Annotated in this window: 15 protein-coding genes; 8 read left to right on the top strand and 7 right to left on the bottom strand. The window is 71.2% G+C overall.

Going from position 1 to position 20399, the window contains the following annotated elements; genetic code table 11:
• Positions 1–106: 106 nt before the first annotated feature.
• Genes ACFC0D_RS20990 through ACFC0D_RS20975 form a run of 4 tightly spaced genes read right to left on the bottom strand, consistent with a single transcriptional unit; the run spans position 107 to position 4990 of the window.
• Positions 107–1774 carry an alpha-amylase family glycosyl hydrolase gene (locus ACFC0D_RS20990; protein WP_376437958.1) on the bottom strand — a complete coding sequence of 556 codons (1668 nt, stop codon included), beginning with the start codon at positions 1772–1774 and terminating at the stop codon, positions 107–109.
• A gap of 47 nt (positions 1775–1821) precedes the next feature.
• Positions 1822–2688, bottom strand: a complete 867-nt coding sequence (locus ACFC0D_RS20985; RefSeq protein ID WP_376438007.1) for a sugar ABC transporter permease — start codon at positions 2686–2688, stop codon at positions 1822–1824.
• A complete protein-coding gene (locus ACFC0D_RS20980; RefSeq protein ID WP_376437956.1) occupies positions 2682–3692 on the bottom strand; it encodes a carbohydrate ABC transporter permease in 1011 nt (336 codons plus the stop codon). The genes ACFC0D_RS20985 and ACFC0D_RS20980 overlap by 7 nt, the downstream gene beginning before the upstream one ends.
• A gap of 20 nt (positions 3693–3712) precedes the next feature.
• Positions 3713–4990 (bottom strand): extracellular solute-binding protein, encoded by a 1278-nt coding sequence (locus ACFC0D_RS20975; RefSeq protein ID WP_376437954.1) that lies wholly within the window; start codon positions 4988–4990, stop codon positions 3713–3715.
• Between the two features lie 337 nt (positions 4991–5327).
• Here ACFC0D_RS20975 and ACFC0D_RS20970 point away from each other — a divergent pair, with 337 nt between their 5' ends.
• The 3 genes from ACFC0D_RS20970 (at position 5328) to ACFC0D_RS20960 (ending at position 9129) form a co-directional block, all read left to right on the top strand.
• On the top strand, positions 5328–7079 hold the full coding sequence (locus ACFC0D_RS20970) for an alpha-amylase family glycosyl hydrolase (RefSeq protein WP_376437952.1): 1752 nt from the start codon (positions 5328–5330) through the stop codon (positions 7077–7079).
• Between the two features lie 25 nt (positions 7080–7104).
• Positions 7105–8133, top strand: coding sequence for a LacI family DNA-binding transcriptional regulator (locus ACFC0D_RS20965; RefSeq protein WP_329121277.1), 1029 nt, complete (start codon positions 7105–7107; stop codon positions 8131–8133).
• Between the two features lie 93 nt (positions 8134–8226).
• Positions 8227–9129 carry a phosphatase PAP2 family protein gene (locus tag ACFC0D_RS20960; RefSeq protein ID WP_376437949.1) on the top strand — a complete coding sequence of 301 codons (903 nt, stop codon included), beginning with the start codon at positions 8227–8229 and terminating at the stop codon, positions 9127–9129.
• Here the strand turns inward: ACFC0D_RS20960 and ACFC0D_RS20955 are convergent.
• Both ACFC0D_RS20955 and ACFC0D_RS20950 read right to left on the bottom strand, forming a co-directional pair.
• Positions 9113–10681, bottom strand: coding sequence for an amidohydrolase (locus tag ACFC0D_RS20955; protein WP_376437947.1), 1569 nt, complete (start codon positions 10679–10681; stop codon positions 9113–9115). The two genes, ACFC0D_RS20960 and ACFC0D_RS20955, sit on opposite strands and share 17 nt — an antisense overlap.
• Positions 10591–12189 (bottom strand): APC family permease, encoded by a 1599-nt coding sequence (locus ACFC0D_RS20950; RefSeq protein ID WP_376437945.1) that lies wholly within the window; start codon positions 12187–12189, stop codon positions 10591–10593. The genes ACFC0D_RS20955 and ACFC0D_RS20950 overlap by 91 nt, the downstream gene beginning before the upstream one ends.
• A 104-nt stretch (positions 12190–12293) precedes the next feature.
• Between ACFC0D_RS20950 and ACFC0D_RS20945 the strand changes: the two genes are divergently transcribed.
• Both ACFC0D_RS20945 and ACFC0D_RS20940 read left to right on the top strand, forming a co-directional pair.
• Entirely contained in the window at positions 12294–12902 is a 609-nt protein-coding gene (locus ACFC0D_RS20945; protein WP_376437942.1) for a TetR/AcrR family transcriptional regulator, read from the top strand.
• 104 nt (positions 12903–13006) lie between these two features.
• The gene (locus ACFC0D_RS20940; RefSeq protein ID WP_376437940.1) at positions 13007–13828 is read left to right on the top strand and encodes a DUF4344 domain-containing metallopeptidase; all 822 of its coding nucleotides are present in this window, start codon (positions 13007–13009) and stop codon (positions 13826–13828) included.
• A 22-nt stretch (positions 13829–13850) separates the two neighbouring features.
• On the opposite strand, the gene ACFC0D_RS20935 is transcribed toward ACFC0D_RS20940, so the two are convergent.
• Positions 13851–16838, bottom strand: coding sequence for a bifunctional [glutamine synthetase] adenylyltransferase/[glutamine synthetase]-adenylyl-L-tyrosine phosphorylase (locus ACFC0D_RS20935; RefSeq protein ID WP_376437938.1), 2988 nt, complete (start codon positions 16836–16838; stop codon positions 13851–13853).
• Between the two features lie 272 nt (positions 16839–17110).
• Between ACFC0D_RS20935 and ACFC0D_RS20930 the strand changes: the two genes are divergently transcribed.
• The 3 genes from ACFC0D_RS20930 to ACFC0D_RS20920 all read left to right on the top strand — a co-directional run bounded on the left by ACFC0D_RS20930 (position 17111) and on the right by ACFC0D_RS20920 (position 20191).
• The gene (locus ACFC0D_RS20930) at positions 17111–19186 is read left to right on the top strand and encodes a PIG-L family deacetylase (protein ID WP_376437936.1); all 2076 of its coding nucleotides are present in this window, start codon (positions 17111–17113) and stop codon (positions 19184–19186) included.
• Positions 19187–19248: 62 nt separating this feature from the next.
• Positions 19249–19749: a pyridoxamine 5'-phosphate oxidase family protein gene (locus ACFC0D_RS20925; RefSeq protein WP_376437934.1), complete on the top strand. Its 501-nt coding sequence runs from the start codon at positions 19249–19251 to the stop codon at positions 19747–19749.
• Between the two features lie 10 nt (positions 19750–19759).
• A complete protein-coding gene (locus ACFC0D_RS20920; RefSeq protein ID WP_376437932.1) occupies positions 19760–20191 on the top strand; it encodes a VOC family protein in 432 nt (143 codons plus the stop codon).
• Positions 20192–20399 lie beyond the last annotated feature (208 nt).

The following is a 20399-nucleotide window of genomic DNA, read 5'->3' as shown; positions in this document are numbered from 1 at the left end:
GGGCCTCGCACCCCACCCCTCCGCGCCGCCCCGCTCCCCCCCCCGCCCGCGTCACCCGCCCCGCCCGGCGGGGCCCCCCCCGCGCCCCCCCGCGGCAGGGGGATCGTCACACCGCCCACCAGACGGTGGTGTCGGCGGGCAGCTCCGCGAAGCCCTCCCCGTGGGAGACGGGCTCGTTGGAGAGAAGGAACCGGCCGGGCAGCGGGACGGATATGGCCCGACCGGTGGTGTTGGCGGTGCAGACGAAGCCGTCGCGGCGGAAGGAGAGCACGCCCTCGGGCGCCTCCAGCCACTCGATCTCCTCGCCCGCACCGAGCCCGGGCTGCTCGCGGCGCACGGCGAGCGCGCTGCGGTACAGCTCCAGGGTGGAGCCGGGGTCCCCGGCCTGGGCCTCGACGCTGAGCCCGCCCCAGGTGGCGGGCTGCGGCAGCCAGCTGCCGCCGCTGCCGAAGCCGTACGAGCTGCCCTCGACGGTCCACGGGATGGGGACCCGGCAGCCGTCGCGGAAGCCGTCCTGGCCGGTGGCCCGGAAGAACGACGGGTCCTGACGGACCTCGTCGGGCAGGTCGGTGACGTCCGGCAGGCCGAGCTCCTCGCCCTGGTAGACGTAGGCGGAGCCGGGCAGCGCCAGCATCAGCAGCGTCGCGGCCCGGGCCCGGCGCAGACCCAGCTCGCGGTCGCCGGGCTCGCGCAGCTGGGTGCCGAGGCCCGCCGGGTTGGCGAAGCGGGTGGCGTGCCGGGTGACGTCGTGGTTGGAGAGCACCCAGGTCGTCGGCGCACCGACCGGCCGCATCGCGGCCAGCGAGGCGTCGATCACCCGGCGCAGCTCCTCGGCGTCCCAATGGGTGCCCAGGTACTGGAAGTTGAAGGCCTGGTGCATCTCGTCGGGGCGCACGTAGTGCGCGGTCCGCTCGACGGTCGGGGTCCACGCCTCGGCGACGAGGACACGCTCTCCGTCGTACTCGGAGAGGACCTGGCGCCAGGAGCGGTAGATCTCGTGGACGCCGTCCTGGTCGAAGAACGGCATGACGTCGTTGCCGAGCAGCTTGAGCTGGTCGTGCGCACCGATGTCCGGCAGCCCCTCGGCCTTCACCAGACCGTGGGCGACGTCGACGCGGAAGCCGTCGACGCCCATGTCGAGCCAGAACCGCAGGATGGAGCGGAACTCGTCGCGTACGGCGGGGTGCTCCCAGTTGAAGTCGGGCTGCTCCGGCGCGAAGAGGTGCAGGTACCACTCCCCGGGGGTGCCGTCCGCCTCCTCGACCCGCGTCCACGCGGGGCCACCGAAGATGGACTCCCAGTCGTTGGGCGGCAGTTCACCGTTCTCGCCCTTGCCCTGGCGGAAGTGGTAGCGCTCGCGCAGCGGGGAGCCGGGGCCCTCGCGCAGCGCGCGCTGGAACCACTCGTGCTGGTCGGAGGAGTGGTTGGGCACCAGGTCGACGATGATCCGCAGACCCAGCTCGTGCGCCTCGCGGATGAGCGCGTCGGCGTCGAGGAGGCTGCCGAACATCGGGTCGATGGCCCGGTAGTCGGCGACGTCGTAACCCGCGTCTGCCTGTGGGGAGGCGTAGAACGGGCTGAGCCAGACGGCGTCGACGCCGAGCTCCTTCAGATACGGCAGCCGGCCGCGGATGCCCTCCAGGTCGCCCATGCCGTCGCCGTTTCCGTCGGCGAAGCTGCGCGGATAGACCTGGTAGATCACCGCGTCTCTCCACCAACCCGTGTGCGTGCCGGTGGTCGGGGCGGCGGCAGGGGCAGCGAGGTGCTGGGTCATGTCTTCCTTGAGAGGTAAGGAGGGAGGTACGTGTGGGGTGTTCAGGGTCAGCCCTTGACGGCGCCGGCGGACATGCCGGTCACCAGGTGCCGCTGGGCGAAGAGGAACACCAGCGCCGCCGGGATGGCGATGAGCACCGAGGCCGCGGACATCGGACCCCACTGGGCGCCGTACTGGTTGACGAACTTCTGCAGTCCGCCGGCCAGGGTGAGGTTCTCGTCGCCGACCATGAAGGCGGACGCGTACGCGACCTCGCCCCAGGCGGTGATGAAGGAGTAGAACGCGGTCACCGCGAGGCCCGGCTTGGCGAGCGGCAGGATCAGCCGCCAGAAGGTGCCGAACGGGTTGAGCCCGTCGACCTGGCCCGATTCGTCGATCTCGCGCGGGATGGTGTCGAAGAAGCCCTTCATCATCCAGGCGCAGAAGGGGACGGCGATGGTGAGGTACGTGATGACCAGACCGGCGGCCCTGTTCAGCAGTCCGAGCGTCGCCATGATGTTGTAGATCGGCACGATCAGGACGGCGACCGGGAACATCTGGGTGATGAGCAGCGTCCACATCAGTCCGCGCTTGCCGGGGAACCGGAAGCGGCTGACGGCATAGCCGGTGGTGGAGGCGACGAAGACACCGAGGAGCGTGGTGAGGCCCGCGATGAGCAGCGAGTTGCCGAACCATGCGAGGAACTCGGTGTTCTCCAGCAGGTCGGTGTAGTTCGCGAGCGTCGTCTCCTTGAAGAAGTCGGTCGTGGTCGCGTACTTCGCCGGCTTGAGCGAGGTGAGCAGGACCCACAGGACCGGGAAGACGGCGATCACGGAGGCGACGATCAGGGTGGTGTGCAGCCCGATCGAGGCGAGCGGCGAGCGGCGGCCGCGGCGGGGGGCGTTGGTCGCGGTGGTCTGTGCGGTGGTCACCAGACTTCTCCCTGCTTGCGGAGGACTCGCCGGTAGATCGCGGCGAAGCCCATCAGGAGGATCAGGATGAGGACGCCCCAGGTGGACGACTGGGCGAAGTCACGGGGGCTGATCTCGAAGGAGAACTTGTACGCCTGGGTGACCAGGATCTGGGTGGCTTCGCCTGGTCCGCCCCGGGTGAGCAGGAAGATCACCGGGAACATGTTGAAGGTCCAGATGGTGCTCAGCAGGATCACGGTGGTGGACACCGAGCGCAGCCCGGGAAGCGTGATGTTCCGGAAGCGCTGCCAGGCGTTCGCACCGTCCATCTCGGCGGCCTCGTAGAGCTCACCGGGGATGGACTGCAGTCCGCCGAGCAGGGCGACCATCATGAAGGGGACGCCCAGCCAGACGTTGACGGCGATGACCGAGAACTTGGCCCAGGTGGGGTCGTTGAGCCACGGCACGGCGTCGATGCCGCCGCCGGCGAGGATCTGGTTGAGCATGCCGCGGCGCTCGTCGTACAGGAAGCGCCAGGCGAAGACCGAGACGAAGCCGGGCACCGCCCAGGGCAGGATCAGCATCATCCGGTAGAAGGAGCGGCCGGCGATCTTGCGGTTGAGGATGTTGGCGAGGCCGAGGCCGAGGCCGAAGGTGACGGAGACACAGCACACCGTCCACACCAGCGTCCAGCCGAGGGTGCTGAAGAACTGTCCCCCGGTGAGGGCCTCGACGTAGTTGTCCAGGCCGACGAACTCGTAGGTCGCGGGGATTTCGTTGACGCCGATGCTCCGCGCGACGTTGCGCTCGTTGGCGTCGGTGAGCGAGAGGTAGATCCCGCGTACCAGCGGGTACCCGATGATCACGCCGATCACGATCACCACCGGAGCGACCATCGCCCAGGCGTACCAGTGTGTGGAGAGGGAACGGCGCACCTTTCCCCCGGGGGTGCCAGTACCACGGTGGCGGCCGCGGGCGTCGTCGCCCGCGGCCTTCACCGCCGACTGGCTGCTGGTGTCCACAGCCATCAGCCGGCCTGCCTTCCTAGTTACTTCCAGTCCTTCAGGAGCTTGCGGTAGGCGTCACCCGTCGCCTTGGCGCCCTGCTCCGGGGTGGCCTGGTTGGTGAGGACCTTGGTGTACTCGGTCTGCAGCGGCGCGAAGAGGCTGCCGCCCTCGGGGATCCAGGGGCGCTCGACGGCCTTCTCGACGACCGGCTTGAAGAAGCCGATCATCTCGTTGCTCGCGACGTCCGGCTTGATGTAGACGGACTCGCGGGTCGGGAGCAGGCTGAGCTCCTTGGCGGCGGTGGTCTGCGCCTCGACGGAGGTCATGTACTCGACGAAGGCGTAGGAGGCGTCCAGGTTCTTGGAGCCCGCGTACACGGCGAGGTTGTGGCCGCCCTGCGGGGCGCCCTGGCCGGCGGAGCCGGCGGGGACCGGCGCGATGCCGAGGTTCGCCTTGTCGGCGAACTCCTTGCCCGCGTAGGTGTCGGAGACGGCCCACGGGCCGTTGATCATCATCGCGACCTTGCCGTCCTTGAAGGCGGCCTGCATGTTGTCCCAGCCGTTGGTCGCGTCGGTGATCGCGGCCTTCGAGTCGACCAGGTCCTTCACGGTGGAGAAGGCCTTCACGCCGGCGGCGTTGTCGATGGTGATCTTCTTCTGCTCGGCGTTGGCCATGTCGCCGCCCTCGCCGTAGAGGAAGGAGAGGAACCAGTAGGCGTCGTCGCCGCGCAGGTAGAGAGCGGTCTTGCCGGTCTTCTCCTTGATCTTGGTGGCGACGGACTTGAGCTCGTCGACGCTCTTGGGGACGTCGACGCCGGCGTCCTTGAAGATCTTCTTGTTGTAGAAGATGCCCATGGAGTCGATGACCTGCGGCACGCCGTAGGTCTTGCCGTTGTACTTGGTGGAGGCGGAGGCCTGCTTGAGGAAGTCCTTGTCGTCCTTCAGCGCGGCGGTGCCGTCGAGCGGCGCGAGGTAGCCGAGGTTCGCGAAGTCCGGGGTCCAGGCGACCTCGGAGCGGATCACGTCGGGGGCGCCACTGCCGGACTGGGCGGCGTTCTTGAACTTGTTCTGCGCCTCGCCGAACGGCACGTTCACGTACTTGACGGTGACCTTCGGGTGCTTCTTGGTGAAGTCCTCGGCCAGCTTCTTGAAGACCTTGTCCTCGCTGCCGACCGTGGAGGTGTCCCACCAGGTCACGGTGCCGGAGAGCTCGCCCGAGCCCTTCGAGCCGCCGCCGCCGTTGCCGTCATCGCTTCCGCACGCCGCCAGGGTCACGCCCAGGGCCGCGACCAGCGCGGTGGCCGCTATGCCACGCCGCATGTGAACTCCTTCAACTGATCCCGGGGGGACGAGGGGCTGGAACCTGCCTCATGCGACCGCTCCCTCGCGGCGCGCCGGGTTGCCAGGAACGTAACAGGGATGAAAACGAGCCGAAAGAGCTTGCGAGAACTTTCTGCAAGGAGCGGCGATCGTTACATCGGCGTGTCCTGAAGGTTGCCGACGAGTCGCTTGACAGCGGCATTCGAGGGCCTCTTGCGGGGTGCGGGACGGCCTGCAAACCTTTTCATGACCGCTTGCAGGCCCGTTTCATGTCCGCTTTGACCTCGTTGGGCAGGAAGACGACCCACATCCGGAACACGCGAGAGGGGCACCGCACATGGCCCACGAGCTCACCTCACCGTCGCCGTCGAACCTTGCAAGTCCTTGCGACAGCCGCACCGGCTGGTGGCGGGACGCCGTCATCTACCAGGTGTACGTCCGCTCCTTCTCGGACAGCGACGGCGACGGGATCGGGGACCTGCGCGGGGTACGGGAGCGGCTGCCGCACATCGCCGGTCTCGGCGCGGACGCGGTGTGGCTGACGCCGTTCTACGCCTCCCCGCAGGCGGACGGCGGCTACGACGTGGCGGACTACCGGGCGGTGGATCCGCTCTTCGGGGACCTGGCGGACGCCGACGACCTGGTGCGCGCGGCGCACGGGCTCGGCCTGAAGGTCATCGTGGACATCGTCCCGAACCACACCTCGGAGCGGCACCCCTGGTTCGAGGCGGCACTCGCCGGGGCGGGCCGGGAGCGGTACGTGTTCCGGCCGGGGCGGGGCGCGGACGGAGCGCAGCCGCCCAACGACTGGGAGTCCGTCTTCGGCGGCCCGGCGTGGACGCGGGTCGCGGACGGATCCTGGTACCTCCACCTGTTCGCGCCCGAGCAGCCGGACCTGGACTGGACGAACGACGAGGTGCGGGCCGAGTTCGACTCCGTGCTCCGGTTCTGGCTGGACCTCGGGGTGGACGGCTTCCGGATCGACGTCGCCCACGGCATGGTCAAGGCGGAGGGCCTGCCCGACATCGGACGCGGACAGCAGGCGAAGCTGATCGGCACCCAGCGGCTGCCCTTCTTCGACCAGGACGGGGTGCACGAGATCCACCGCGGCTGGCGCCGGCTCCTGGAGTCCTACGGCCCCGACCGCATCGGGGTGGCGGAGGCGTGGGCGCCGACGCCGGAGCGGCTCGCCCTGTACGTACGCCCCGACGAGCTGCACCAGGCGTTCAACTTCCAGTTCCTGAACTGCCCGTGGGACGCGGAGGCGCTGCGGTCGGTCGTCGACGCGTCACTGCGCGCGACGGCCTCGGTGGGGGCGCCGACGACCTGGGTGCTCTCCAACCACGACGTCGTACGGCACACCACGCGGTACGGGAGCCTGGAGCGCGCGCGGGCGGCGGCCCTGCTGATGCTGGCGCTGCCCGGCTCGGCCTACGTCTACCAGGGCGAGGAGCTGGGCCTGCCCGAGGTCGCCGACCTGCCGGACGAGCTCCGCCAGGACCCGGCGTTCTGGCGCGGCGACGGCCAGGACGGGCTGCGCGACGGCTGCCGGGTCCCGCTGCCGTGGACCGCCGAGGGCCCGTCGTACGGCTTCGGTCCGGCCGGCTCCTGGCTCCCGCAGCCCACGGAGTGGCCCGCGCTCAGCGTCGCCGCCCAGACCGGCGACCCGTCCTCGACCCTGGAGCTCTACCGCCGCGCGCTGCGCCTGCGCAGGGAGCACCCCGCCCTGGGCGCGGGCGACGCGGTGGAGTGGCTGGACGCCCTCCCGGAAGGGGTGCTGGCGTTCCGCCGACGCTCCCCGGAAGGCGACGTGGCGGTCGTCCTCAACACGACGGCGCGGGACGTGGTTCTGCCGTTGGCCGGGAAGCCGCTCCTGAGCAGTGAGGCCCCCGTGACGGCGGCCGCCGAGAGCGGCTCGGCCGGGTCCGGTGACGGCCGCGGACCGGTGGCCGAAGGCACCCTCGGCGGCAGGGGAAGCGGCGGCTCCGGCCCCGTACTTCCCTCCCCGGCGGGCGAGTTGACGGTCCGCGCGATCGATGGGCGCAACGTCCGGGTTCCCGCCGACTCCTGCGTTTGGTGGGCAATCTGACATGCGACCGGTACAGTCCAATCCCATGACCGCGCGGCTTGCCGACATCGCAGCCCAGGCGGGGGTCAGTGAAGCCACAGTCAGCCGCGTGCTCAACGGCAAGCCCGGTGTGGCCGCGGCCACCCGTGAATCCGTGCTTGCCGCACTCGACGTCCTCGGATACGAGCGGCCCGTACGACTGCGTCAGCGCAGCGCCGGGCTCGTCGGGCTGATAACCCCCGAACTGGACAACCCGATCTTCCCTGCGCTCGCGCAGGTCATCGGGCAGGCCCTGACACGTCAGGGCTACACCCCCGTCCTCGCCACCCAGACCCCCGGCGGGTCCACCGAGGACGAGCTCACCGACATGCTGGTCGAACGGGGCGTCTCCGGGATCATCTTCGTCTCCGGGCTCCACGCCGACACCACCGCCGACATGACGCGCTACGACCAGCTGCGTGGCAAGGGCGTCCCGTACGTCCTCATCAACGGCTTCTCGCCCAAGGTGCAGGCGCCCTTCGTCTCGCCCGACGACCGGGCCGCGATGCAGCTGGCCGTGACGCATCTGGCCGCGCTCGGGCACACCCGGATCGGGCTCGCCGTGGGGCCGAAGCGGTTCGTGCCCGTGCTGCGCAAGATCGAGGGGTTCCAGCGCGGGATGAAGGAGCGGCTCGGCCTCTCCCCCGAGGAGTCCGAGGAGCTGATCCAGCACTCGCTGTACACCCTGGAGGGCGGGCAGGCCGCCGCCGGCGCCCTGATCTCCGCGGGCTGCACGGCCGTCGTGTGTGCGAGCGACATGATGGCACTCGGTGCCATCCGGGCCGCCCGCCAGCAGGGGCTCCAGGTCCCCAAGGACGTCTCCGTCGTCGGTTTCGACGACTCGCCGCTCATAGCGTTCACCGATCCGCCGCTCACCACCATCCGGCAGCCCGTGCAGGCGATGGGGCAGGCGGCGGTCAGGGCGCTGCTCGAGGAGGTCGGGGGGACCCCCGCGCCGCACAGCGAGTTCGTCTTCATGCCTGAGCTGGTCGTTCGCGGTTCAACCGCTTCCGCGCCGCATCAGGGCAACCACTGAGCCGGGGCTCCCTCTCAAGTCGGAGCGTGTGCGACCCGAACCCGTCCGAGGGATGATCGGACGGGGGGCGTGGATCTGGCAGACTCTCCTCCTATGGGTGAATCGACCGTGAAGAGTTTGGAAGGCCGGACGGCGGCCGCCCCGTCACCCATTTCGGACGGTGGCGGAGTGCGGGCACGCCTTCGCGCGCCCCGACGTCCCAGGATCTGGTTCGAGATCCTGCTGATCGGCGTCAGCTACTGGACCTACTCGCTCATCCGCAACGCGGTACCGGAGCAGAAGGCCCAGGCGCTGAAGAACGCCGACTGGATCTGGGACGTGGAGAAATCCCTCGGGCTGGCCTTCGAGCAGACCGTCAACCATGCCGTCAATTCGGTGACATGGCTGATCGTGTCGATGAACTACTACTACGCCACGCTGCACTTCGTCGTGACGATCGGTGTGCTCGTGTGGCTGTACCGATGGCAGCCGGGTCGTTACGCCGCGTCCCGTACGGTCCTGTTCGCCACCACCGGTGTGGCACTGGTCGGTTACTACCTGTATCCGCTCGCGCCGCCCCGGCTGATGAACGGCCAGAGTTTCGTCGACACGGTCCTGGTGCACCACACCTGGGGTTCGATGGCCTCGGGCAACCTGAAGCACATGTCGAACCAGTACGCGGCCATGCCGTCGATGCACATCGGCTGGTCCCTGTGGTGCGGTCTGACCATCTTCGCGCTGGCCTCGGCGCCCTGGGCGCGCATCCTCGGTCTGCTCTATCCGGCCGCGACCCTGGTCGTGATCGTCGCCACCGCCAACCACTTCTGGCTGGACGCGGTGGGCGGCATGATCTGCCTGGCCTTCGGCTTCGCCGTCTCCTACTTCTGGTACGGCGCGCTGCCGCAGCGCCTGCCCAAGCTGGTGGAAACGGCCGCACCCGTGGCACAGGGCGGCCCGCCTCCGGAGGCGGAGACGGACCGCGCGCGTGCCTCGTCGAAGGTCAGCTCCGGTACGTGATCCTTCCGCCGGCCGTCGTGAGCCGGATCGGCGCCTGTGCGGTCTCGTCGCCGGGTGCCGTCACGGGGTCGACCGTGAACGCGGTCAGATCCGCCCGGTGGCCCGGTGCGATCCGCCCCGCTACCTTCTCCTCGCCCGCCGCGACCGCCGCGTGCGTGGTCATGCCCTCCAGCGCCATGAGACCGGTCAGGCCCGGGCGGGCCGAGGCGGCGCCGCGCGGGGCCCGGGCGGTGGCCAGGACCTGACGGGCGTCGTAGTGGGCGATCGGCCAGTCCGAGCCGAGCGCGAGGTACGCGCCCGCGTCCCGGAGGTCCCGGCAGCGCCAGGCGCGGTCCGCCCGCTCGTCACCGAGCCGCTTGGACCACTCGTCCGTGTGGTCGGCGCGGGTGTAGGCGGTGTGCGGGGGCTGCATCGAGGCGACGACGCCGAGTGCGGCGAACCGGGCGAGCTCGCCGTCCGGGACGGTCTCGATGTGCTCGATCCGGTGCCGGGCCCCACCGGCACCCAGTGCCTCCACCGTGTCGAGGACGTGCCGGACGGCCGCGTCGCCGATGGCGTGCGTGGCGGTGCCGACCCCGGCCTCGTGGAAGTGGCGTACGGCGGCCGAGTACGCGGCCGGGTCGGGCCAGAAGGCGTCGGTGCCCTGGCCGTGGCAGTCGGCGTGTTCCAGCCAGGCGGTGCCGCCCTCGACGGTGCCGTCCATGAAGAACTTCACCCCGCCGACCCGCCACAGCCGCCCCGACCGCTCCTGGAGCCGTACGAGCTCGGCCAGCTCCTCCGGATCCGCACCGGGCATGCACCAGGGGGCGAGCCTCAGGCGCAGCGGCAGATCGCCGTCGGCCTCCAGGGAGGTGAGCAGGCCGGGAACGTCGTGGCCGCCGAGGTCCATGACATGGGCGCCGGTCAGTCCGGTGGCGGCCATCGAGGTCAGCAGCTCGACGAGCCGGTCGCGTCGCTCGGCGTAGGGCCGGGTGGGGAGCACGGGCGTCATGAGGTCCATGGCGGCGTGCTCGATCAAATGGCCGGTGGGCCGCCCTTCGTCGTCGCAGACGATCTCGGAGCGCTGCGCGAAAGCACGCGGCCCGTGGATGCCCGCGGCCTTCAGGGCCGCCTCGCCGACGAGGGCGGAGTGGCCGTCGTAGAGCCGCAGGAAGGCGGGGGCACCCCCGAGGACGTCCTCGATGAGCTCGCGGTGGATCGGCCGGCCGCCGAAGACGTTGTGGTCGAGGGCGAAGCCGATGATCCAGCCGTCGCGGCGCTCTGCCGTGGCGAGAACCGCGCGCAGCTCGTCCAGGTTCCGTACGCCGGAGAGGTCGGTGCCCGTGAACATCTCCAGGCCCCAGACGGGGTGGCTGTGGGCGTCGGTGAGGCCGGGGGTGAGGGTGGCGCCGCCGAGGTCGACCGTCTCGGTGCCCGCGCCGCGCCAGGCGCGGGCATCGGTGTCGTCTCCGACGGCGGTGATCAGTCCGTCGCGGACGGCGACGGCAGTGGCGCCGGTGAGCTCGGGATCGCGGACACGGGCGTTGACGAGGACGAGGTCGGGTGCGGACACGACGACGATGCTCCTTCTGCGGTCTTCTCGGTTTCGGGCGCTGCGGCTTCGGGCTCTACGGTCTCGGGCTCGTCGGCTTCGGGTTCCGCGGCGAAGTTCGCGTAGATCTCGGGGCGCGTACGGCGCAGGCGGTACGCCAGCAGGAGTCCGAGGACGAAGACGGCGGGGACGAGGGCGAGCAGGACGGTGTTGACGGTGGCGGAGGCGCCGGTGAACAGCTCGACGTTGAGGGCGACGAGCGTGATCGCCCCGGCGAGCAGGACGAAGGCGGTGACGGGGGCCACCACCGTGCGCAGCGGTCCCTCGTCGTGGCTGATCCGGCGGAAGAACAGCGGCACGGCGAGCGCGGCGAGCAGCTGGAGCACCATCAGACCGATCATGCCGGGGGTGTTCACCCAGAGCAGGAGCTGCTGGTACGGGTCGGCTCCCGCGGCCGCGAAGGCGAGGACGACGGCCGCGCCGAGGGCGGTCTGCAGGATGCCGGCGAGGTACGGGGAGCGGTGGCGGGGGTGGACGCGGCCGAGGGCCTTCGGCAGGACGCCCTCCTCCGCGAGGGCGAGGCCGTAGCGGTTGATCGCGTTGTGGAAGGCGAGGAGTGAGGCGAGGACGCTGGTGACGATGAGGATGTGCATCAGATCGGCCGCCCAGGCGCCCACATAGGTGGTGATGGCGGCGAAGAAGAGGCCTCCGGGGTCGTCGGTCGCGGCCCGGACCACCGTGTCGTCGCCGAACGCCTGGATGACGGTCCAGACGACGAAGGCGTAGAAGAGGCCGAGGAAGGTGACGGCGATGTAGGTGGCGCGGGGGACGGTCCGGTTCGGGTCGCGGGCCTCACGGCGGTAGATGACGGTCGACTCGAAGCCGGTGAAGGCGGCGAAGGCGAAGGCCAGGACGGCCGCGCTGCCTGGGACGAGGACGTTGCCGGGCGTGAACGAGGCGAGGGAGAGCCCGTTCGCCCCGCCGTCGAGGAGCACGCCGCCCGCGAGCAGGACGAGGATGCCGGTCTCGGCGACGAGCAGGACGCCGAGGAGCTTGGCGCCGAAGTCGATGGAGCGGAAGCCGCCGTACCAGATGAGCAGGAGCCCGGCGAGAGAGACGGGAAGCCAGGGGATGTCGACGCCCCAGAGAGCCTGGGCGGTGTCGGCGGTGGCGGTGCCGAGCAGCCCGTAGACGCCGATCTCCATGCCGTTGTAGCCGAGCATGGCGAGCAGCGCGGCGGCGATGCCGACGGGCTTGCCGAGGCCGCGGGTGATGTAGGCGTAGAAGGCGCCGCCGCTCTTCACGTGGCGGCTCATGGTGGTGAATCCGACGGCGAAGACCGCCAGGGTGACGCCGGCCAGGAGATAGCCGGCGGGTGCGCCGATGCCGCCGAGGACGACGGCGATCGGGGCGACGCCGGCCATGACGGTGAGCGGGGCGGCGGCGGAGACGACGAAGAAGGAGATGTCGGCGGTGGAGAGGGTGCCGGTTCTCAGCCCCTTGGGCGCGTCGGAGGTGGATGAGGACATGGGAGGGGAAGCCCTTCCGCGAAAGGAAACCTAAAGGCTTTCGGTTTGCGGCAATGTAGCCTCCGTCACGGTGTACGGGAAGACCTCACAGAGAGAGCGGATGCATGGGACGGCCGCGGACCCCTTTGCTCGACCGGGAGCGCATCACCACGACGGCGCTCGAACTCGTCGACGAGCAGGGCGACTTCAGCGTCCCGCAGATCGCGCGACGGCTCGGCACCCAGACGGCTTCGGTGTACCACCATGTGGACGGCAGGGACGGGATCGTGGAGCTGCTGCGCGAGCGGGTCTGCGACGCCATCGACGGCGGCACGCTCGACCGGGACCCCTGGGACGCGGCCATGGCGGCCTGGGCGCGCTCCTACCGCGCCGCGTTCGCCGCGCACCCGCGGGCCATCCCGCTGCTCACCACGTCACCGGTCCGCGCACCGAAGGTGCTCCTCCAGTACGAACGAGCCGTCGGCCTCCTCCTGGACGCGGGCTTCGCCCTGCCCGATGTCATGCCGGTCATCATCGCCCTGGAGAACCTGGTCCTGGGCTCGGCCCTCGACATGGCCGCCCCCGAGGCCATGTGGGAACTCGCCGACGAGACGGCCACCCCGAGACTCGCGGACGCACTGGCCGCGTTCGGCGACGGCCGCGCGGACGCGGCCTTCGAGCTGGCGCTCGCGGGGTACCTGGCGCACTGCCGGAAGCTGCTGAACACCCCGTAGAGGCCTATGCTTTAGAGAGAGGGCTCCCTGGCGGACCAGATGCGTGCCCTCGGAGCGAGTCACTGCATGCCGTGATCCGGATCGGAGACGATCGGAGACCAAGGATGCTGTTCCATCGAACCTGGGCGACCGCTCTGCTCACGGCCTTGGCTCTGCTCGGTCTCGGCGTGCCTTATTCGACAGCCGCGCCAGGGCCGGGCGTTCTCGTGGTCGGCTACCAACCCGCCCAGACCCAGGCCGATCTGGCCGAGCAGCAGTTCCTCCAGCAGAACCAGGTACTGGAGGACGCGGCCGCGCACGTGAACGCGCTGATCGGACTGCCCCGAGACGTCCCCCTGGTCGCACAGAGCTGCGACGAGGCCAACGCCTCCTGGAACCCGAGAACAGAGACCATCGAGTTCTGCTACGGATACGTCGGCATGTACCGGTCCCTCTTCGGCCAGCTGAACACCACGGGCACCGCCGCCCAACAGGCCCGGGAAACCGACGACGACCTCATCGGTTTCTCCAACAGGGTTGTCTTCCACGAGTTCGGGCACGCCCTCATCGACGTGCTCGATCTAGCCCCCACCGGACGGGAGGAGGACGTGGTCGATCAGCTCGCCATACTCCTGCTCACGGGCGACTCGGTCCACCGGGAGTACGCGGAGAGCGCCATCCAGGCGTGGGGCGTCATGGCTCTCGCTACGGAGAGAGGCGACGTCAGCGGACACGTCTCAGACGTGCACTCCCTCAATTCGCAGCGCTACTACAACGCCCTCTGCTGGCTGTACGGCTCGGATCCGGCCGCCTACCAGGGCGTGGTCCAGACCGAGGACAACCCCGGCGGCTCCCTGCCGCAATCCCGCGCCGCGGGGTGCCAAGAGGAGTTCGCGCAGATCGACAAGGCCTGGAGCCGCCTGCTCCAGGAGCACCTGAAGCAGTGACGGCTCTCGGCGTCGTCCGTTGCTACGCCCCGTAGAACAGCTCCTCGACGACCGCGCGCGCCCGGCGGGTGATGCGGCGGTAGTCGTCCACCATCTCGCCGACATGGCCGGGGGTGTAGCCCAAGTACCTTCCGACCGCGGCCAGTTCGCGGCCGTCCGAGGGGAAGGTGTCCCCCGGGCGGCCGCGTACCAGCATCACCGCGTTGCGGACGCGGGTCGCCAGGACCCATGCCTCGTCGAGGATCTGGGCCTCCTCCGTGGGGAGGAGCTCCGCCGCGTGGGCGGCCGCCAGGGCCTCCCGGGTGCGGGTGGTGCGCAGGCCCGGTTCGGCCCAGCCGTGCCGCATCTGGAACAGCTGGACCGTCCACTCGACATCGCTCAGACCGCCCCGGCCGAGCTTGGCGTGGAGCGTCGGGTCCGCGCCGCGCGGCAGACGCTCGGTCTCCATCCGGGCCTTGAGACGCCGTATCTCGCGCACCGCGTCCTCGCCGAGCCCCTCGGCCGGGTAGCGCAGCGGGTCGATCAGGTCGATGAAGCGCCGGGCGAGGTCCGCGTCGCCCGCCATGGGGGCGGCGCGCAGCAGCGCCTGGCTCTCCCAGACCAGGGACCAGCGGCGGTAGTAGGCCTCGTACGACTTCAGCGTGCGGACCATCGGGCCGCTCTTGCCCTCCGGGCGCAGATCGGCGTCGATGAGCAACGGCGGGTCGGCCGTGGGGACCTGGAGGAGTCTGCGCATCTCGGTGACGACCTGGTTCGCGGCCCGGGCGGCCTCCTGCTCGTCGACGCCCTCGCGCGGCTCGTGGACGAACAGGACGTCGGCGTCGGAGCCGTAGCCGAGCTCGTTCCCGCCGAAGCGGCCCATGCCGATGACCGCGAAGCGCGTCGGCAGCGTGTCGCCCCATCCCTCGCGCACGGCGGCCCGCAGCGCGCCCGCGATCGTCGCCGCGTTGAGGCCGGTGAGGGCCTGGCCGACCTGGTCGACCAGCGCGCCCGGATCGGCCTCGCGGGGGTTGTCCTCCGTCCCGTAGGAGCCGATGAGGTCGGCCGCCGCGGTACGGAACAGCTCCCGGCGCCGTACGCCACGGGCCGCCGCGACCGCCTGCTCGGGGCCGCCGGCGCGGCCGACCGCCGCGAGGATCTCCTGCTCCAGGTGGTCGCGGCCGCGCGGCTTCAGCCCCTCCGGGTCGCCGAGGAGCGCGACCGCCTCCGGGGCACGCAGCAGCAGGTCGGGGGCGAGACGCCCGGCGGAGAGCACCCGCGCGAGGTTCTCGGCCGCGGCGCCCTCGTCGCGCAGCAGCCGCAGGTACCAGGGGGTCTTGCCGAGCGCGTCGGAGACCTTGCGGAAGCCCAGGAGCCCGGCGTCGGGGTCGGCGGAGTCCGCGAACCAGCCGAGCAGGACCGGCAGCAGCGTCCGCTGGATCGCGGCCTTGCGGGTGACCCCGGAGGAGAGGGCCTCCAGATGGCGCAGGGCGGCGACGGGATCGGCGTACCCGAGCGCTTCGAGGCGCTCACCGGCGGCCTTCGGGCTGAGCCGGGTCTCGCCGGGGGTGAGCTGGGCGACGGCGTCGAGCAGCGGTCGGTAGAAGAGCTTCTCGTGCAGCCGGCGGACGACCGAGGCGTGCCGCTTCCATTCCTTGTTGAGCTCGGCGACCGGGTCCGTGCGCAGGCCGAGCGAGCGGCCGAGGCGGCGCAGATCGCTGTCGCCCTCGGGAACGAGATGGGTGCGGCGCAGCCGGTACAGCTGGATGCGGTGCTCCATGGCGCGCAGGAAGCGGTACGCCTCGTCCAGCTGGGCCGCGTCCGCGCGGCCGACGTAACCGCCGGCGGCGAGCGCCGCGAGGGCGTGCAGGGTTCCACCGCTGTGCAGCGTGGCGTCGCCGCGTCCGTGCACCAGCTGGAGGAGCTGGACGGCGAATTCGACGTCCCGGAGCCCGCCGGGGCCGAGCTTCAGCTCGCGCTCGACCTGGGCGGCCGGGATGTTGTCGACGACCCGTCGCCGCATCTTCTGCACGTCGGGGACGAAGTTCTCGCGCTCGGCGGCCTGCCAGACCAGCGGGGAGACGGCGTCGATGTACTCGGCGCCCAGCTCCGGATCGCCCGCCACCGCCCGCGCCTTGAGGAGGGCCTGGAACTCCCAGGTCTTCGCCCAGCGCTGGTAGTAGGCGAGATGGCTCGACAGGGTCCGCACCAGCGGGCCGTTGCGGCCCTCGGGGCGGAGGTTGGCGTCGACGGGCCAGATGGTGCCCTCGACGGTCGTCTCGGAGCAGATCCGCATGAGGTGGGAGGCGAGCCGGGTCGCGGCCTGCATCGCCTTGCCCTCGTCGGCACCCTCGACGGCCTCGCCGACGAAGATCACATCCACGTCGGAGACGTAGTTCAGCTCGTGGCCGCCGCACTTGCCCATGGCGATGACGGCGAGCCGGCAGTGGGCCGCGTCGGCGGGGGCGGCTGTACGGGCGATGGCGAGGGCGGCGCGCAGCGTCGCGGTGGCGAGGTCGGCCAGCTCGGCGGCGGTCTGGGCGACGTCGGTGGTGCCGCAGACGTCCCGGGCGGCGATGGCCAGGAGACAGCGGCGGTAGGCGACCCGCAGGGTGATCGCGTCGACGGCCTCGGCGAGGCCCCGCTCGAACTCGGCGACCCCGGGGTGCAGATCGGCGGCCTCGTAGGTGACGAGGGCCTGCCAGTCCTTCGGGTGCCGGGCCAGGTGGTCGGCGAGCGCCTCGGAGGCGCCGAGCACACCGAGGAGCCGGTCCCGGAAGGGCTTGGCCGAGAGCAGCGTGGAGGTGAGCGTCTGGCGCTCCTCGTCGGGCTGCGCCTCCACGAGTCGGACCAGGCCGCGCAGGGCGAGATCGGGGTCGGCGGTCGCACCGAGCGCGTCGAGGAGCACGGAGTCGTCGCGCAGCGCGGCGAGGTCGGGGACGTCCAGCAGACGTTCGGCGCCGGACGGATCGGTGAACCCGTGCCGCAGCAGCCGGGTGAAGGTACTGCCTCTGCGCCCCGGCACCGTCATTCCGCGACTCCCTCCACCCATCCGCCCGGCCGCTCTTCCGAAGGGCCTTGATCGAGCCTATCCGCAGCGGCCGACGCGGTCGCCTCGGGGGGCAGAACTCTCGAAATGGGGCATAACACATCACTCTGCACCTTCGTTTCGCAGAGGATCACACGTGATGTCACGCACATTGCTCACTATTCGCGGCCGATGAACCGTACTCCTTGAAAGTCCCTCTTCCTGGCCGAAGTCCTGCCCCGGCCCTGTTCGTCCTTCGAAAGTGCATACCGTCGATGCGTGTCCGTCTCCGTCGCCCTTCCCTGACGCCCCGCGCCCGGCTCGTCTCCGCCCTCACGACGACCGCGCTCGTGGGCGGTTCTCTGGCGGGGCTGGTCCATCTCTCATCCGGCACCGTCTCCGGAGCCCCGACGAGCCAGGAGTCGAAGGGGACCGATCGCCCGCCGCGTCAGGCGGCGGCCCCGGCACGCGAGACGAAGCCCGTCCGGACGTCCGATGTCGCCGTGGCGCAGATCGTGGCCCACCCGGACGACGACCTGTACTTCATGAACCCGGACACCGCCCAGTCCATACGCTCGGGCGCGGCCCTGACCTCCATATACATGACCTCCGGCGAGTCGGACGGCGTCAACGCCCGCCCCCGCGCCCCCCACCGCCCCGCCCCCGACAAGGCCGCCTTCGCCGAGGCCCGGCAGAACGGCATACGCGCCGCCTACGCGGAGATGGCCACCGGCAACCGCACCAGCCCCTGGGACCGCGTCGTCATCCCCACGGCCGGCGGGGCCCGGGCGGAGCTGGACGTCCTGCGCGCCGAGCCGCAGATAAGCCTGGTCTGGCTCCAGATGCGCGAGGCCGGCTCCATCAGCGGCAACCGCCCGCACAGCCTGAACGGACTGTGGAACGGCCGGGTCGAGTCGCTCGAGTCGCAGCGCGCCGCCGGCACCCCCGTCGACACCGACTTCTCGTACACGAGGGAGCAGGTGATCGACACCCTCGCCGGCCTCCTCGCACGATTCCGGCCCACCTTCGTGCGGATGCAGGACCCGACACCGGGCCGGAACGCCAAGACCGGGACGTACACCGACCACCAGGACCACCTGTACGGCGCCCGGTTCGCCCAGGCCGCCCTCGCGCGGTACGCGAGCACCACCGGCCGTCCCCACTTCGGTGTCCAGAACTACCTCGGGTACCCCACCGGCACGCTGCCGCGCACCCTCGACCCCGCGTCGGCCGGCGCCAAGCTGAGCACTCTGAAGACGTACGCCTGGATCGACGAGGTCAACGACTGCGCCGACCCGGCCGGCTGCGGCGACCTCAAGGTGGCCGGCCGCCCCGGCGGCTGGGGCTGGACCGAGACCATCCGCTACGCCCGCGGGACCTCCACCTCCTGGGTGCAGCGCGACACGGACGGCGGCCTGCACGCCTTCTCGGTGCTCGACGGGCGCCTCGCGGTGTGGAAGAAGCCCGCGGGCGGGGCCGGCGACTGGCAGGGGCCGGTCCTGCTCCCGGGCGACGGCCTGGACAGCGGAGTGACCTCCGTACGACTCCCGGACGGCCGGATCGCGGTGTTCGGCACCCGTACGACGCTCGGCTCGGCACAGACGTACGGCCGTGAGGTGGTGACGACCGAGCAGTCCGCGCCCGGCGGCGCGTTCGGGCCGTGGCGGTCGCTCGGCACGCCGGAGAAGAACGACGCCCGCGGCACCTCCGACATCAGCGCCCCGGCCGTGGCCGTGGACGGCACCGGCCGGGCGACGGTGCTGCTGCGCGACAGCCGGCACCGGCTGACCGCGCGCGAGCAGGGCCCGGACGGCGGGTGGGGCCCCTGGCGCACCCTGGGCGGCGACGGCCTGCACGGCGACCCGGTGGCCACGACGGACGCGGCGGGCCGGATCCACGCGTTCGCCGGCACGACGAAGACCGTCCTCACCTGGTCGCAGGAGCGACCCGGCGCGCCGCTCTCGGGACCGCTGCGGACCGGGCTGCCGGCGACGACGCTGGCCCTGAGCGCGAGCCCCGTCCCCGACGGGCAGGGCGTACGGCTCTGGTTCCGCAAGCCCGCCTCCGGCGACCTGCGCACGGCCGAACTCTCCGGCGGTGCCCTCGCCTCTCCGGTGACCGAGCTGGCCGGCGGCGTCGCCGGCTTCGGCCCGGTGGGCGGCGGCCAGAGCCTGCTGGCGGTCCGCTCCCGTACGGGTGTCCTGGCGACGGCCCCGGCGGCGGGCGCGGGCACCCGGCCGCTCTGGACGCTGGAGAAGTTCCTGTTCTCCGGCGCTCCCGGCGGGGTCGTGGACGGAGTGGCGGCGATGGGCCTGGACGGGAAACTGCACTGGACGCCCGCCGTGCGATGAGTTCCGGGCCGGTGCACGGTCTCCCCTGTAGGAACGCCGACCGCACCGCACTGGAGGAGATCATGGCCCCGGAGACCACTCTGGACCCCCGCTTCAGCGACCCGAAGGCCCACGCCGCCGAGTGGTCCGAGGCCGCCGCGCGGCTCGCCGAGGCCGAGGTCTTCTGGCTCACCACCGTCCGCCCGGACGGCCGCCCGCACGTCACTCCGCTGATCGCGGTGTGGTCGGAGGGTGCGCTGCACTTCTGCACGGGTCCCGAGGAGCGCAAGGCGCGCAACCTCGAGGAGAACCAGGAGGTGGTCCTCACCACCGGGACCGCCTCGCTCGCCGAGGGCTTCGATCTGGTGGTCGAAGGTACGGCCGTTCGGGTGACCGACGAGACCCGCCTGCAGGCGCTGACCAGGGCGTACGTCGAGAAGTACGGCGACGATTGGCGATTCGAGGTGCGCGACGGCGCGTTCGTGGGCGACGGTGGGACGGCCCTGGTGTTCGCCGTGGCGCCGCGCACGGCGTTCGGCTTCACCAAGGGCGAGCCCTTCGGCCAGACCCGCTGGCGTTTCTGAGGAGACCTGCATGAACGTGACGCTCGAAGTCGTCCCCGTCCCGGTCACCGACATGGACCGGGCGAAGGAGTTCTACGGCGAGAAGTGCGGCTTCAAGATCGACCTCGACGACGAGGTCGCGCCCGGGATGCGCATCATCCAAGCGACGCCGCCCGGCTCGCGCTGCTCGATCGCGATGCTCAGCGGGATGCCGTCGATGCCCGGTACGAAGAACATGGCCCCCGGCACCCTGCACGGTCTCCAGCTCTGCGTCACCGACATCGAGGCGGCCCGCAAGGAACTCGTCGACCGCGGTGTGGACGTCACCCCGATCCGGCACGTGGGCAAGACGGGCTGGGAGGACGGCAAGGGCGAGACGTGGAACTCGTTCATGTCGTTCCAGGACCCGGACGGCAACGGCTGGGTGATCCAGGAGGCCCCGGCGGAGCTGTCGGAACGCTGAGGGGGGGCGGGCGGGGCGGGGGGGCGGCGGGAGCGGGGGCGACACGGCCCGGCACGCCGGTGCCGAGGCCCCGCGCGGTTGGGCCAGCGTCCGTGGTCGGGCCGGCGTCCGTGGTCAGGCCCAACGGTCCGTACGCAGACCGCCGGCGGGCAGACCACCCGGTCGTACGGAGTCCGGGCTCAGACCGCAGGGCGGCCAGTCCACCCGG

The organism is Streptomyces sp. NPDC056222, from assembly GCF_042264065.1.
Lineage (GTDB): Bacteria > Actinomycetota > Actinomycetes > Streptomycetales > Streptomycetaceae > Streptomyces.
Note: the sequence above shows the minus strand (reverse complement) of the source record. Positions and strands in the feature narration are given on the sequence as shown.